This is a genomic window from Azoarcus sp. Soil_N_20, from assembly GCF_057656155.1.
This window is the reverse complement of the sequence record NZ_JBDGKX010000002.1, coordinates 167,077-181,624: the sequence shown is the minus strand read 5'-3', so window position 1 is coordinate 181,624 and position 14,548 is coordinate 167,077. Positions and strand designations below refer to the sequence as shown.

Annotated in this window: 13 protein-coding genes; 9 read left to right on the top strand and 4 right to left on the bottom strand. The window is 68.3% G+C overall.

Annotated features, from left to right (window positions below; translation table 11 throughout):
* Positions 1–72: 72 nt before the first annotated feature.
* Together AC3A35_RS05360 and AC3A35_RS05355 are read left to right on the top strand one after the other, a co-directional pair.
* Positions 73–1,179, top strand: coding sequence for a tetratricopeptide repeat protein (locus AC3A35_RS05360; RefSeq protein WP_487434884.1), 1,107 nt, complete (start codon positions 73–75; stop codon positions 1,177–1,179).
* A complete protein-coding gene (locus tag AC3A35_RS05355; protein WP_487434883.1) occupies positions 1,176–2,300 on the top strand; it encodes a HupE/UreJ family protein in 1,125 nt (374 codons plus the stop codon). Before AC3A35_RS05360 ends, AC3A35_RS05355 begins: the two co-directional genes overlap by 4 nt.
* A 104-nt stretch (positions 2,301–2,404) precedes the next feature.
* On the opposite strand, the gene AC3A35_RS05350 is transcribed toward AC3A35_RS05355, so the two are convergent.
* Positions 2,405–3,376 (bottom strand): helix-turn-helix domain-containing protein, encoded by a 972-nt coding sequence (locus AC3A35_RS05350; RefSeq protein WP_487434882.1) that lies wholly within the window; start codon positions 3,374–3,376, stop codon positions 2,405–2,407.
* A gap of 269 nt (positions 3,377–3,645) precedes the next feature.
* On the opposite strand from AC3A35_RS05350, the gene eat reads away from it, so the two are divergent.
* The 3 genes from eat to eutC are packed head-to-tail and all read left to right on the top strand — an operon-like array spanning position 3,646 to position 7,270.
* Positions 3,646–5,052, top strand: a complete 1,407-nt coding sequence (eat, locus tag AC3A35_RS05345) for an ethanolamine permease (protein ID WP_487434881.1) — start codon at positions 3,646–3,648, stop codon at positions 5,050–5,052.
* Positions 5,053–5,079: 27 nt separating this feature from the next.
* Positions 5,080–6,462 (top strand): ethanolamine ammonia-lyase subunit EutB, encoded by a 1,383-nt coding sequence (locus AC3A35_RS05340; protein WP_487434880.1) that lies wholly within the window; start codon positions 5,080–5,082, stop codon positions 6,460–6,462.
* Between the two features lie 19 nt (positions 6,463–6,481).
* Positions 6,482–7,270 carry an ethanolamine ammonia-lyase subunit EutC gene (gene eutC, locus AC3A35_RS05335; protein ID WP_487434879.1) on the top strand — a complete coding sequence of 263 codons (789 nt, stop codon included), beginning with the start codon at positions 6,482–6,484 and terminating at the stop codon, positions 7,268–7,270.
* Positions 7,271–7,347: 77 nt separating this feature from the next.
* On the opposite strand, the gene gcvA is transcribed toward eutC, so the two are convergent.
* Entirely contained in the window at positions 7,348–8,334 is a 987-nt protein-coding gene (gene gcvA / locus AC3A35_RS05330) for a transcriptional regulator GcvA (protein ID WP_487434878.1), read from the bottom strand.
* Positions 8,335–8,449: 115 nt separating this feature from the next.
* On the opposite strand from gcvA, the gene AC3A35_RS05325 reads away from it, so the two are divergent.
* Positions 8,450–8,629 carry a hypothetical protein gene (locus tag AC3A35_RS05325; protein ID WP_487434877.1) on the top strand — a complete coding sequence of 60 codons (180 nt, stop codon included), beginning with the start codon at positions 8,450–8,452 and terminating at the stop codon, positions 8,627–8,629.
* Positions 8,630–8,681: 52 nt separating this feature from the next.
* Positions 8,682–8,879, top strand: a complete 198-nt coding sequence (locus tag AC3A35_RS05320; protein ID WP_487434876.1) for an RSP_7527 family protein — start codon at positions 8,682–8,684, stop codon at positions 8,877–8,879.
* A 39-nt stretch (positions 8,880–8,918) separates the two neighbouring features.
* Here the strand turns inward: AC3A35_RS05320 and AC3A35_RS05315 are convergent, their stop codons facing one another.
* Positions 8,919–10,046, bottom strand: a complete 1,128-nt coding sequence (locus AC3A35_RS05315) for an aminotransferase class V-fold PLP-dependent enzyme (protein WP_487434875.1) — start codon at positions 10,044–10,046, stop codon at positions 8,919–8,921.
* A gap of 263 nt (positions 10,047–10,309) precedes the next feature.
* Between AC3A35_RS05315 and AC3A35_RS05310 the strand changes: the two genes are divergently transcribed.
* Together AC3A35_RS05310 and AC3A35_RS05305 are read left to right on the top strand one after the other, a co-directional pair.
* Positions 10,310–11,536 carry a ChaN family lipoprotein gene (locus tag AC3A35_RS05310; protein WP_487434874.1) on the top strand — a complete coding sequence of 409 codons (1,227 nt, stop codon included), beginning with the start codon at positions 10,310–10,312 and terminating at the stop codon, positions 11,534–11,536.
* Complete coding sequence (locus AC3A35_RS05305; RefSeq protein WP_487434873.1) at positions 11,533–13,644, top strand: M1 family metallopeptidase; 2,112 nt, start codon at positions 11,533–11,535, stop codon at positions 13,642–13,644. The genes AC3A35_RS05310 and AC3A35_RS05305 overlap by 4 nt, the downstream gene beginning before the upstream one ends.
* A gap of 89 nt (positions 13,645–13,733) precedes the next feature.
* On the opposite strand, the gene AC3A35_RS05300 is transcribed toward AC3A35_RS05305, so the two are convergent.
* Complete coding sequence (locus AC3A35_RS05300; RefSeq protein ID WP_487434872.1) at positions 13,734–14,504, bottom strand: GntR family transcriptional regulator; 771 nt, start codon at positions 14,502–14,504, stop codon at positions 13,734–13,736.
* Positions 14,505–14,548: the final 44 nt, after the last annotated feature.

Below are 14,548 nucleotides of genomic sequence, written 5' to 3'. Positions count from 1 at the left end.
CTGCTGACGGGTGCAGTGTTGGCGTCGGCGCCGCATATCCAGGCCAGACCCTACACCCCCGCAGATGACGCGATGGTCATCGAGCGCCTGCCCTTTCGCGCCGGCGACACCGACGCGCGTGAGCTCGCGGAGCTGCGTGCGGCCGTGGCGCGGGAACCGAGCGACCAGGCGGCGGCCGTTGCGCTGGCGCAGAAGTATTTCGATCTGGCGACGGCACGAGGGGATCCGCGCTACGTCGGCTATGCAGATGCACTCGTGACGCGATTCTCCATGGACCTCACGGCGCCACTGCTGCTGGTGCGGGGAACGCTACGGCAGTACCGCCACGATTTTCAAGGCGCGCTGGATGACTATGCCGCGGCGCTGAGACTGGTTCCGGATCTTGCCGGCGCGCATGCATGGCGTGGCGCCATCTACCTGGTGCAGGCGGACTATGCGCGCGCGGCGACGGAGTGCGACGCCTTGCAGCGTCTCGGCCGCGCGGTTCTGCATGGCGGTTGCGCCGGCCTGACGCTGGCCTATACCGGGCAGCTGGACAAGGCCTACACGACATTGCAGCAGGCACTTGCCACGGCCACTGATCCTGGGCACCGGCTCTGGCTGCATACCCGACTCGGCGAAGTGGCGGCCTGGCAAGGGCGAACCGAAACGGCCGAGCGTCACTATCGACAGGCCTTGGCGATCGGCATGGACGACGGATATCTGCTCGCGGCATGGTGCGACTTCCTGCTCGACCAGGGCCGTCCGTCCGAGGTCGTCGAGCAGCTTGCCGCCTGGGTGTCTTCGGACGGGCTCCTGCTTCGCTTGTCCGAGGCCGAGACGCTGCTCGATCTGGCGGCCGCGCCGACTCACCGACAGGCGCTGGACGACCGCTTCGCCGCCGCCAGGCTGCGGGGCGATACCACCCATCTCGCCGAAGAGGCCCGGTTCCGCTTGCGATTGAAGGGGAACCCCAGTTCGGCCGTGGCCCTGGCGGCCGAGAACTTCCGCGTGCAGAAGGAGCCGCGCGACGCGCGTATCCTGCTCGAGGCCGCCATTGCCGCAAAGGATCCCGGCGCTGCCCGCGCCGCCCTGGACTGGCTGCAATCCAGCGGATTCGAAGACGCCAGGCTGCAGCGGCTCGGCAGGCAACTGACCCGGCAGGGCGTGCCCGAACCCAGCCAAGGCGTAGGCCGATGAAACGGCGCCTGGTGCTGTTGTTGGTCCTGTTGTGCGCGCACGTTTCGGCGTGGGCGCACAAAGCCAGCGACAGCTACCTGGTGGTTGAGGCGCGCGGTCCCGCGGTGATCGCGCAGTGGGACATTGCCTTGCGTGATATCGACTTCGCGCTGGGCCTGGACGGCGACGGCAACGGGGACATCACCTGGGGCGAATTGCGCACGCGGCAAGCCAGCGTGGCGGCATGGGCCCTGAGCCGGCTGGAACTTCGACGCGGTGGATCGTGCGCGCTGCGCTTGACCTCGATGCAGGTGGATGCCCATACCGACGGCGGGTACGCCGTCTTGCACCTCGCCGGGGCATGCCCTGCCTCGTCCGGGGATCTGCAGCTCGGCTATCGGCTGCTCTTCGACCTCGATGGCCTCCACCGCGGATTGTTGCGCCTGACCGTCGACGGTACGACCCACACCACCGTGCTATCCCCCGCGAGGGGAGCGGTGCAATTCGGATCCGACGAATCTTCCCGCCTGGCGCAGTTTCGGGAATATCTGGTGGAGGGCATCTGGCACATCTGGATCGGGTTCGACCACATCCTGTTCCTGCTGGCCTTGTTGCTGCCCGCCGTCCTTGTGCGCTCGGAAAACCGTTGGCACGGCGTTACCCGCTTTGGCGACGCGCTGCGCGAGGTCCTGTGGGTGGTGACCTCGTTCACCGTCGCGCACTCGATCACGCTGTCGCTCGCCGCATTGGGGTGGATTGCGCTGCCATCGCGCCTGGTGGAGTCGGCCATTGCGCTGTCGGTCGTGGTGGCGGCCGCCAACAATGTCTGGCCCGTGGTCGAGCACCGGCGCTGGATGGTGGCCTTTTGCTTCGGATTGATCCATGGCTTCGGGTTTGCCAGCGTACTGGCGGAGCTCGGCCTGCCCGCCGACGCCTTGCTGCTGTCGCTGGTCGCCTTCAATCTCGGCGTGGAGTTCGGCCAACTGGCGATCGTGGCAGGGTTTCTGCCGCTGGCCTTTGCGCTGCGTCATTCAGCGTTCTATGTGCGCGGGGTCTTCGTTTGGGGCTCGCTGCTCACACTGCTGGTCGCGTCCGTCTGGCTGATCGAACGGTCCCTGAACCTCAAGCTGTCGAGCGCCTAGCCGACCCGAACAGAAGCACAAAACCGCCTCCTGCGGCCTTTCCAGGCGATGTGACCGGGTCACGCCGGCGGCCTTTGGCGACGGCGGATAAGCACGGTCCCGGGTCAGCCCGGACGGCGCGACGCCGACGGCAGCTCGCCGAACATCTGGCGGTAGTCGCGGGCGAACTGGCTCAGGTGGGTGAAACCCCAGGCGTAGGCGATGCTGGACACGGGCCGGTGCTCGTGGCCGTATTTGAGCTGGCGGCGCACTTCGTTCAACCGCAGCGACCGCATATAGGCCAGCGGCGCCATGCCGGTCACATCCTCGACACAGTTCTGCAGCGCACGCCGGCTCAGGTGAAAGCGCGTGCACAGCTCGGGAATGGTGGGCGGGTACTCGGGATGCTGCAGCACGTAGTCCCTGATCCCATCCACCGTGTGCTGGCGCTGGAGTCGGGTCCGGTTGCCGGCGTGGCCAATCTCCCGGTCGGCCAGCAGCAGGCGGGCGAGCACGGCGAAGATGCGCTCCTGCAACGCGGTCGCGGTGATCGGGGGCGCATCGGCGGCAGCCAGGATTGCCGCCAGGGTGGCGCACAGCTCCCGTTTCAGCGCCACCGGCAGGTTGAGCACGTCGCCCTGTTGCAGCAACCGGTCCAGACTCTGGCGTTCGGTCACTTCGAGGTATTCGGCGAAGGTGTTGCGCTCCACCACGATGCCGAACAGGTTGAAGTCGGCGGCGGTCAGCAGGTCGAACTCGGCACCACCGTCGCGCAGACACACGGCCTGGGCCGAAAGCGGCTTGCCCCCCAGGGAGATCATGCCGTCGAGGGCGGCCGGCACCCCGAACCACACCGATTGCGACCACGCAGCGCAGGTCTGGCGCAGTCGCCGGTTGGCGCGCTCCACGAAGACCTGGGTCCTGGGTAGCCAGAGTTCGGTGACGGAGCCGGTGAACGCGCCGGGCGACAACTGATCGTAACGCTGATTCCAGCGCGAAAGGTTGTGGGCGTGTTCGTCCGCATCATGGGCCCGCATGACCTGCAGACGCGCAGGCTGATGCGGACCCGGGATGCGGCAGGCGGGTGCAGTAATCATGATTCGGTTCTCCGCGCGCAACCGGGGGCACGGTCACGCCCAGCAATTCATGTGCCGATGGTGAATCGCCGTGTACGCGTGGATTCCTGGCCATGCACACGACGGCCCCCGGTATTTCTGCACCGCCATAGCGCACCGGCGCCTTTTCCGGCACTGCGCTGGTGCAGTGCTGTCCGGTGTGCCGAGAATTGCTATCGCGGTGCCGAATCTTGATAGAGCGCCCGCGGGGTTTTGTTCATGATGGGCCATCAACCGACCTGGAGCACGTCATGAGCACACCACCGCACAGCCTGTCCGCGGGCAACGGAGCCCACCCCACACTTTCCGCCAGCCTGGGCACCTGGCAACTGTGGGGGATCGCCGTCGGCCTGGTGATTTCCGGCGAATACTTCGGTTGGAGCTTCGGCTGGGCTTCGGCGGGAACGCTCGGCTTCCTGGTGACCGCCATCGCGGTCGCGATCATGTACGGCACCTTCATTTTCAGCTTCACCGAGCTGACCACCAGCATTCCCCATGCAGGCGGCCCCTTCGCCTACAGTTATCACGCCTTCGGCCCGAGCGGCGGCTATCTCGCCGGGATGGCGACCCTGATCGAGTTCGTGTTCGCCCCGCCCGCCATCGCCCTGGCCATCGGCGCTTACCTGAACGTGCAGTTCGCCGCCCTCGACCCCAAGCTCGCCGCCGTGGGCGCCTACGTGGTATTCATGGCGCTCAACATCGTCGGCGTGCGGATCGCCGCCACCTTCGAGCTGTTCGTCACCCTGCTGGCGATCTTCGAGTTGCTGGTCTTCATGGGCGTGGTCGCGCCGGGCTTCTCGGTGGCCAACTTCGTCGCCGGCGGCTGGGCCGGTGCGGACAGCTTCTCCGTCGCCGCCATTCCGGGAATGTTTGCCGCGATTCCGTTCGCGATCTGGTTCTTCCTCGCGATCGAGGGCGTCGCCATGGCGGCCGAGGAAGCCAGGGACCCGAAGCGCTCGATCCCCATCGCCTATACCGGCGGCATCCTCACGCTGATGGCACTGGCCATCGGCGTGATGGTGTTCGCCGGTGGCGCGGGCGACTGGCGCCAGCTCGCCAACATCAATGACCCGCTGCCGCAGGCGATGAAGATGATCGTGGGCGAGTCCAGCGGCTGGCTGCACATGCTGGTGTGGCTGGGCCTGTTCGGCCTGGTCGCGTCCTTCCACGGCATCATCCTCGGCTACTCGCGCCAGATCTACGCCCAGGCGCGGGCCGGCTACCTGCCCGCCTGGCTGGCCGAGGTGCACCCCCGGTTCAAGACCCCTCACCGCGCCATCCTTGCCGGCGGCGTGGTCGGCATCGCCGCCATCTTCAGCGACGAGTGGCTCCAGTTCGGCGGCCAAACCCTGACCGCCAACATCGTCACCATGGCCGTCCTCGGCGCGTTGCTTATGTACGTGCTGAGCATGGCGGCCCTGTTCAAGCTACGGGCCTCGGAGCCCAGGCTGGATCGTCCCTACAAGACACCGTTCTATCCGCTCTTCCCCGCCGTCGCCCTGATCGGCGCGCTGATCTCGCTGGTCACCGTGGTCTGGTTCAACCCGATGCTGACAGGCCTGTTTGTGGTGATCCTGGCGCTCGGCTACGGCTATTTCCAGCTGACCCATCACCAGCGTGCCGCGGCGCCCTTCGACGCGCTGCTCGAAGCCGAGTAGTCGCGCTTTGCATCGGCTCCGACCGTCATGATCTACAGCTCCACCATCGGCATCCGGCGGCACCTTTTCGCCGACCTGAAGACCTTGCTGGCCAAGGCAAGCCCCCTGCGTTCCGGGGACTTGCTGGCCGGGGTGGCCGCGGCCTCGGAAGAGGAGCGCATGGCCGCCAGGCTGGCCCTGGCCGAGGTCCCCCTCGACCGTTTCCTGCACGAAGCGGTGATTCCCTACGAGGACGACGAGGTCACCCGCACCATCATCGACCACCACGAGGCGGGCGCCTTCGATGTGGTGGCCGGCCTGAGCGTGGGCGAGTTCCGCGACTGGCTGCTGTCCGATGCGGCCGACGGCACCGCCCTCGCGGCGCTCGCACCCGGCCTCACCCCGGAAATGGTGGCCGCGGTGAGCAAGCTGATGCGCAACCAGGACCTGATCCTGGTGGCGGCGAAATGCCGCGTCGTCACCCGCTTTCGCAACACCCTCGGGCTGCCGGGACGGCTCGCGGTGCGGCTGCAGCCCAATCATCCCACCGACGATCCCAGGGGCATCGCCGCCGCGATGATCGACGGCCTGCTCTATGGCGCGGGCGACGCGGTGATCGGCATCAACCCGGCCACCGACAACCTCGCCGCGATTACCGCGCTATTGCAACTCATCGACGACGTGCGCTGCAGCTACGAGGTGCCCACCCAGAGCTGCGTGCTGACCCACGTCACCAACACCGTCCGCGCCATCGACAAGGGGGCCCCGGTGGACCTGGTGTTCCAGTCCATCGGCGGCACCGAGGCGGTGAACCGCAGCTTCGGCGTCAGCGCCGCGCTGCTCGCCGAGGCGGATGCCGCTGCGCGCAGCCTCGGCCGCGGCACCGTGGGCGACAACGTCATGTACTTCGAAACCGGCCAGGGCAGTGCGCTGTCCGCCGACGGCCACCACGGCGCCGACCAGCAAACCCTGGAGGCGAGGGCCTACGGCCTGGCCCGCCGCTACCGTCCGCTGCTGGTCAATACCGTGGTCGGCTTCATCGGCCCCGAATATCTTTACGACGGCAAGCAGATCATCCGCGCCGGACTGGAAGACCATTTCTGCGGCAAGCTCCTCGGCCTGCCGATGGGCTGCGACATCTGCTACACCAACCACGCCGAAGCCGACCAGGACGACATGGACACCTTGCTCACCCTGCTCGGGGTGGCCGGGATCAACTTCATCATCGGCGTACCGGGCGCGGACGACATCATGCTCAACTATCAGAGCACCTCCTTCCACGATGCCCTGTACCTGCGCCGCCTGCTGCGCCAACGCCGCGCCCCGGAATTCGAGGACTGGCTCGAATGCATGGGTATCGCCGACGACCGCGGCCGCCTGCTGCCGCAGGGCGACGAGCAACCCCTGCTCGGGCTGGCGGCGAGTTTCTGACCTCGATGCGAGTGCGACCATGACCCGACCCGTCCCCGTCACCCGCGACCCCTGGCACGGCCTGAAGGACTTCACCACCGCCCGGGTCGCCCTCGGCCGCAGCGGCATCAGCCTGCCCACCGCCGAAGTGCTGCGTTTCGGCCTCGCCCATGCGCAGGCGCGCGATGCAGTGCATCAGCCGCTGGACGTCGCCGCACTCCGCGACCGCCTGCAGCGGGCCGGGTTCACCACCCTGGCGGTCGCCAGCGAGGCCGAGAACCGCAGCGCCTATCTGCGTCGGCCCGACTGGGGGCGGCGTCTCGACCGCGACAGCGCCACCGTGCTCGAGGAAGCGGCGGGCACACGATGGGGAGCGGCGCCCAGACTCGCGTTTGTGGTCGCCGACGGCCTGTCCTCGCTGGCCACCCAGTCCCACAGCCTGGCCCTGCTGCTCGCGCTGGAACCCTATGTTCCCGAGATCCGCACGCTGCCCGTGGTGGTGGCGACCCAGGCCCGGGTCGCCCTCGGCGACGAAATCGGCCAACTGCTGGGCGCGGAACAGGTCGTGATGCTTGTCGGCGAGCGCCCGGGACTCTCCTCGCCGGACAGCCTGGGCCTCTATCTCACCTGCAATCCCCGTCCGGGACGCACCGACGCCGAGCGCAACTGCATCTCCAACGTGCGTCCGCAAGGACTGGACTACCCCCACGCCGCGCGCCGGCTGGCCTATCTGATCGCCGGCGCGCGCAGGCTGGGCAAATCAGGCGTGGATCTGAAAGACGATAGCGACCGCCTGCCCGGCCAGACGCCTTTTCCCGCTCTGGCGTGAAGCGTTTCCGATCACCCGTTCTTGCCCCATACGCGTCACCGCGCGCTGGCGACCGTCGCGAACGGGCAACTTCTCCATCACGGTGCGGACGAGACCGTTCCGCCAGGCAGGCGCGCAACGACAGCGGCCGCCTCCGCCAGCAACCAGGATCGAAACGCCTCCACCGCCGGGCGGTCGGCGATCGCTTCGGGGGTGACGATGTAGTAGGCGAAGCTGCGCGCGATGGAGATGGCGAATGGCGCCACCAGCCGCCCGGCCGCGATCTCGCCCGCTACCAGTGGCCGCGAAAGCAGGCCGACGCCGAGCCCGTCGAGGGCGGCGGCAATGGCGAGGCCGGAGTCGGTGAAGTGCGGACCGGCGCTCGCGTCCACGCCATCGACGCCGGCCGCCCCCAGCCATTCCGCCCAGCTCGGGCGCTCCTTGTGGTCCTGGATGGTGTCGTCGTGGATCAGGGTGTGAAAACGGAGGTCGCCGGGATCGCGCAGCGGCAACTTGGAGCGCAGCAACTGCGGACTGCACACCGCGGTGTAGTCGGGTACGAACATCCGGTCGATGCGAAATCCGGGATAGCGTCCGGTTCCGTAACGGATCCAGATCTCGGGCTGATCCCGCCGCGACATGCGCCCTTCCGCAACCAGACCGAGGGCCGCATCACCGCCGTCGATCATCTTGACCGAACCGGCAAGATGCAACTCGATCTCGGGATGGTCGCGGGTGAAGCCTTGCAGACGGGGCACCAGCCAGCGCGAAGCAAAGGAGGGCGGGGCCAGCACCACCAGCCGCGCTCCGGGGGCCAAGCCGCGCACACAGGCCACCGCCGCGGCAAAACAATCCATGCCCTCGCGCAGCTTGGGCAACATCGCCTCGCCTTCCGGGGTGAGTTCCAGCGCCCGGGTCAGGCGGCGGAACAGGGTGACGCCGAGGTGCTCTTCCAGACCACGGACCTGATGGCTGATTGCGGTCGGCGTGACCGACAACTCCTCCGCCGCACGCTTGAAGCTCAGGTGGCGCGCGGCGGCCTCGAAGGCACGAAGTGCGTTGAGTGGCGGCAATCGCTCGGGCATATGGATGAGTTTTTCTTATCCGTCAGGTGATAAAGCATCGTTTGTTGCGGCGCAACATCGTGACCTAGAGTAGCACCGTACCCACACGATGGGAACAACGCCAAGGAGCATCACCATGGAACAGAACCGCAACGAGATCGAGGCCCTCATCGAGGACGCCCGCCGCCTTCGCAGCGCCGATGCCGGACAACATATCGTCGCCGGCTGGCACACCGCACTGAAATGGGTCGAGAGCCTGTCGAAAAGCGTTCGCGAAGCTGTCCATGCGGGTCACAACCAGACCGCTCACCACTGACTGACGCCCCGCCGTGCCCACACGACGGGCACGGCGCGAAGGAGCCTGGAAAATGCACACCCCGACCGATATCGAAGCGCTCGTCCGCGAAGCCAACCGGCTGCGCGCACAGGCGATTGCCGACGCACTGCGCACCGCATGGGACGGCGCAAGGCGCCTTGCAGACCGCATTATGCTGCGCAGCCCGCTCGTGGCCAGCCGGCGAGCCCGTCCACCGCTGACTCCGTGCAGGCAGCACCCGCACGCCTGACGAACGGCGGGATTGGCCGCGCGCCGTCGGCGCTGCCGCCTACAGTACCTGGTCGAGCGCCTTCTGCAGGCTGGCCACGGTGCGCTCGACGGCGTGCAGTTTGTCGAGCCCGAACAGGCCGAGACGGAAGGTCTTGAAGTCCTCCGGTTCGTCGCACTGCAACGGGACCCCCGCGGCCGACTGCACACCGGCGGCAATGAACTTGCTGCCACTGCGGATGCCGTCGTCCTCGGTGTAGCTAACCACCACGCCGGGCGCCTTGAAGCCGTCTGCGGCGACGCTGCGGATGCCGCGACCTTCGAGCAGCGCACGCACCCGGACGCCGAGTTCCTCCTGCTCCGCACGGACCTTGTCGAAGCCATAGGCCTCGGTTTCCTTCATCACGTCACGCAAGCGGGTGAGCGCATCGGTGGGCATGGTGGCGTGGTAGGCATGGGCGCCGCCCTCGTAGGTCTCCATGATCTGCAGCCATTTCTTCAGATCGCACGCGAAGCTGGTGCTGGCGGTCGCGTCGATGCGCTCGCGGGCGAGCGGGCTGAACATCACCATCGCGCAGCACGGCGACGCCGTCCATCCCTTCTGCGGCGCGCTGATCAGGATATCCACGCCGTTGGCAGCCATATCCACCCAGATTGCGCCGGATGCGATGCAGTCGAGCACGAACAGCCCGCCTACCGCATGCACCGCTTCGGTGACCGCGCGGATGTAGTCGTCGGGCAGGATGATTCCCGACGAGGTCTCGACGTGGGGCGCGAACACCACGTCCGGACGATGGTGGTGAATCGCCGCGACCACATCCTCGATCGGCGCGGGGGCGTAGGGGGCCTGCGGTCCGGACGCTGCGGGTCGCGCCTTGAGCACCACCGACTCGGCGGGGATGAGTCCCATGTCGAAGATCTGCGTCCACCGATAACTGAACCATCCGTTGCGAATCACCAGGGTGCGCTTGCCGGTGGCAAACTGGCGCGCCACCGCCTCCATGCCGAAGGTGCCGCTACCGGGCACGATGGCGACCGCATGGGCGTGATAGACCCGCTTCAGGATCGCCGAAATATCGCGCATCACCCCCTGGAAGGCTTGCGACATGTGGTTCAGCGATCGATCGGTATACACCACCGAGTATTCGAGCAGGCCGTCGGGATCGACATCGGGTCGTAATGCGGGCATGGTCATCTCCTTGTGATTGTGCGGGGCCGCCTCGTCCGTCTCCGGCACAAGTGCGGCGGATATCGGGAGTGGGTCGGGCAGCCTGCCGGACCTGGCTTGCGATTGTAGCGGCTCGCGCCGACGCGGGGGGGTGTGTGACCTGAAACCGCATCGGATAACGGCTGCGACACACCGCAGGGCCGCCCCGAGTGGGCATTTCGGTCCTTCCGGAACTCGGATCGGGGCGGATGCTCTACTGGTTTCATCAACCTGGCGTCTCCATCATGAATGCAAAATCGGTCTGGATGGTGCTGGCAGCCTGCTCAGGGCTCGGCATCGGCAGCGCGGCCCTGTCGCGCGAGGCTCCGGGGGTGGTGGACAGCGGGCCGCCGGCCTGTCTTGCGCCTGCCGCCTGGGCGGTGCCGGACACCGCAACGCCGCGCCCGGACCGGGCGCCCGCGGTCTTCGCCGCCATGGCCAGCCGCGACGTGGTGTTGCTGGGCGAACAGCATGACGATGCCGACCATCACCGCTGGCAGTTGCAGACCCTTGCGGCCCTGCATGCGCAACGGCCGGACATGGTGATCGGCTTCGAGATGTTCCCGCGTCGCCTGCAGCCGGTGCTCGATCGCTGGGTCGCAGGGGACTTGAGCGAAGCCCGCTTTCTCGAGCAGGCCGAGTGGGACACGGTGTGGACCATGCCGGCCGAGCTCTATCTGCCGCTGTTCCAGTTTGCCCGCCTGAACCGCATCCCGATGGTGGCGCTCAACGTGGACCAGCAGTTGATCCGCGCGATTTCCGCCCACGGCTGGGCCGCCATCCCCGCGGCCGAGCGCGAGGGGGTGGGTAGTGCAGCGGAACCTGCTGCCGCCTACCTCGACTTCCTCTTTGCCATCCACAGCGAGCATGTCGACATGCGCGGCAAGGGTGCCGCGAAACCGCGCCGGAGCGACGCCGCATTCCGCAACTTCGTCGATGCGCAACTGCTGTGGGACCGCGCGATGGCCGAAGCGCTGGCGCGTCCGCTGACCAACCCGGCCCGCGACGGCGCCGAAAGGCCGCTCGTCGTCGGCATCATGGGGAGCGGGCACATCCGCTTCGGCCATGGCGTACCGCACCAGTTGCGCGCGCTCGGGGTCCCCCGGATCGGGACCCTGTTGCCGCTGTCTGCCGCCACCCCATGCACCGAGATCCCAGCCGGACTGGCCGATGCCGTGTTCGCCGTGCCTGACCAGCCCGCGGTGCCGCCACCGCCACCGCGTCTGGGCATCGGCCTCGACGCGCACCGGGACGGCGTGCGCGTGGCCGAGGTGACCGCCGGCGGTCTTGCCGACACGACCGGCCTGCGCATCAACGACCTCATTGTCGAGGTGGCCGGCACCCCGGCGCATAAGGTGACCGCGCTGGTCGCCTCGATCCGCGGCCAGCCGGCCGGCACCTGGTTGCCGCTCAAGGTCAGGCGTGGCGCGGAAACGCTGGAGCTGGTGATCAAGTTTCCGGCGAAGTCATGATCGCCCGGTGCACGGCTGATCGCCCGCCATGCCGTGGGCTTGTCACGCTGGCCGTGGTGTTCCTGTTGGCATGGGTCGCGGCGCTGCCCGCACGCGCGGCACCCTTGCCCTCGATCGAGCTCGACATCGAGCTCGACCCCGCGACGCGCAAGTTCAGCGCGGTGGCAACGGTTCGGCCGGAGACCACGGACTTCCGTTTCGCGCTGCACGAGTCGCTCGCCGTCACCGCGGCAAGCTTCGACGGTCGGGCGCTGGCCGCAAGGCCCGCCGGGGGCGACGGCGTGCTCCGCGGCTGGCGGGTCAGGCTGCCTGCGCCCGGGCCGCTACGGCTGACCTATGGCGGAACCCTGCCCGCGCTCGACCGCAGCCTCGACCATCGCGACGTGCTGCGCCGGCTGATGCCGATGGCCGCGGCCGAAGGCAGCTTCCTGCCCGCGGGCGGGGCCTGGTATCCACAACCGGGAGCCTTGTTCACTTACCGCGTCACGCTGTCGGTGCCGGCCACGCAACGCGCACTGGTCGCCGGACGACTGGTGGCCGAGAGCTCACCCGAGGCCGCCAGCGGACGCTACCGGGCGAGCTTCGAGTTCGACCGGCCGGCCGACGGCATCGATCTGATGGCCGGCCCGTGGCAGATCCGCGAACAACTCGCCCCGCGCGCGAACGGCGCGCCGCTGCGGCTGCGCACCTACTTCAGCGCCGATCTCGACGCCATCGACGGTCTCGCGACCGCCTACCTCGACGACAGCCGGCGCTATATCGAGCGCTACAGCCGGACCATCGGGCCCTACCCGTTCGACGGTTTCTCGATCGTCGCCAGCCCGCTGCCCACCGGTTTCGGCATGCCGACGCTGACCTACATCGGCGCCGAGGTGCTGAAACTGCCCTTCATCCGCGCCACCTCGCTCGGTCACGAGGTCTTGCACAACTGGTGGGGCAACGGCGTGTTCGTCGACTATGCGAGCGGCAACTGGTCGGAAGGACTGACCACCTTCATGGCCGACTACGCCTACAAGGAGGATGAGTCGGCCGCGGCAGCGCGCGAGATGCGCCTCGGCTGGCTGCGCGATTTCGCCGCGGTGCCGGCCGCCGACCAGCAGGCGCTCGCGGCCTTCCGCTCGCGCACCCATGGCGCGGCGGCGGCGGTGGGCTATGGCAAGTCGGCAATGCTGTTCGTGATGCTGCGCGACCTGATCGGCGAAGACGCCTTCGGGCACGGGATCCGCGCGTTCTGGGACCGCCACCGGTTCGGCGTGGCCGGCTGGCATGAGCTGCGCGCCGCGTTCGAGCGTTCATCGGGGCGCGACCTGGGCGCATTCTTCGCTCAATGGCTGGAGCGCGCGGGGGGGCCGACAGTGCGCATCGAACGGGCGCGCGCGACGACCCGCGGTGCGCAGGCCCGCCTCATGCTGGACCTCGCCCAGGCCGCTCCGCCGTATGCGCTGCGGGTGCCGCTGGAGCTCGTTTTCGCCGACCGCCGCGAGACCCGGCAGATCGAACTGCAGGACGTGCGCCAACAGCTCACCCTCGATGTGGCATCGATCCCCGAGAGCGTGCGGCTCGACCCCGAACTGCGCCTGTGGCGCACGCTCGCCGCCGACCAGCTGCCCCCCATCCTGCGCCTGTGGATGACCGCACGTGCGCCGCGCATGGTGATCGCCGAACCGCCGTTCGACGGACACCCGGAGCGGAACGGCAGCACGCGCCCCGCTACCGGGGGCGTCGGCGTGGCCGCGCGGACGCTGGCGCAACGCATCTTCGAACGTCCGCCGCAGGAGATTGGAGCCGACAGCGTGGACCGTGACCACGGTCCGGTGCTGATCGTCGGGCTGCATGCTGCGGTCGATGCGGCGCTCGCGCGGGCCGGCCTGCCGCCACGGCCGGCCACGCCCGGGCTGGGTGGCAGCGCGCAGGTGTGGACGGTGATGCGCACCACCGGCACGCCGGTTGCGGTGATTTCGGTACGCGACCTCGACTCGATGCAGGCCTTGCTCCGCCCCCTGCCGCACTATGGTGGCCAGAGCTGGCTGGTGTTCGAGGGCAGTCGCGCCGTCGACCGTGGGGTATGGCAGGCACCGGGCGCCGGCGTCGCGGTGCGCCGCGACTGAGCACGGTGGCGGGCCAGCCCGACGGCGGCGCGGTCGCGGTGCCGAAGCTCGCCCGCCGGGAATCGGCGGGCAATGCGCTCGACCCGGGTTCAGGCCATGGCCTGACGGCGGCGGGCGCGGGCGGTGCGGGTCAGTTCGCCCTGCGCGTCGGTGAGCACCTTCGCCACGTAGTCGAGATGGTCGCTGGCGCAATGACGGGCATCGTCGGCTCGCCCGTCCATGATCGCGCGATACAGGTCCGCATGCTGCTGCATCAACATGCCCCGCACCTCGCTGCTTTGCGGATACATGCCGCCGATGTTGGTCACCACGTTGCGCTTGAGCAGTTCGAACAGGCTGCGGATGGTGTGCAGCAATACCGCGTTGTGGCTGGCCTCGGCGATCGCGAGATGGAAATGTGCATCGGCAGTGCCCTCCTCGGCCCGGCTGACCTTGCCCTCGCGCGCATAGCATTCGGCGAGGCGGTCGAACGCCGCGGTCAGGCGCTCGCGGTCCGGCGCGGTGGCGCGCAGCGCGGCATAGTAGGCGCACGAGCCCTCGAGCGTATGCCGGAACTCGATCAGGTCGCGCTGGGCCTCGGGGTGCTTTTCCAGTAGTTCGAGCAGCGGATCGCGAAACGACGAGCCGAGCGCGTCGGCAACGAAGGTGCCGCCACCGTGACGGCTTATCAGCAGACCACGCGCACCCATCTTCTGGATCGCCTCGCGCAGCGACGGCCGCGACACGCCGAACTCCTCCGCAAGCGCACGCTCGGCGGGCAGACGTTCGCCGGCCGCCAGCGTGCCCTCCAGAATCATGCTTTCCAGCCGCTCGACGATATCGTCGGACAGGCGACGCTGCTGCACTTGACCCGGCTTCATTGACGTTCTCCCCTTTCACCCGCACACGACGGTCCGCAGCGCCT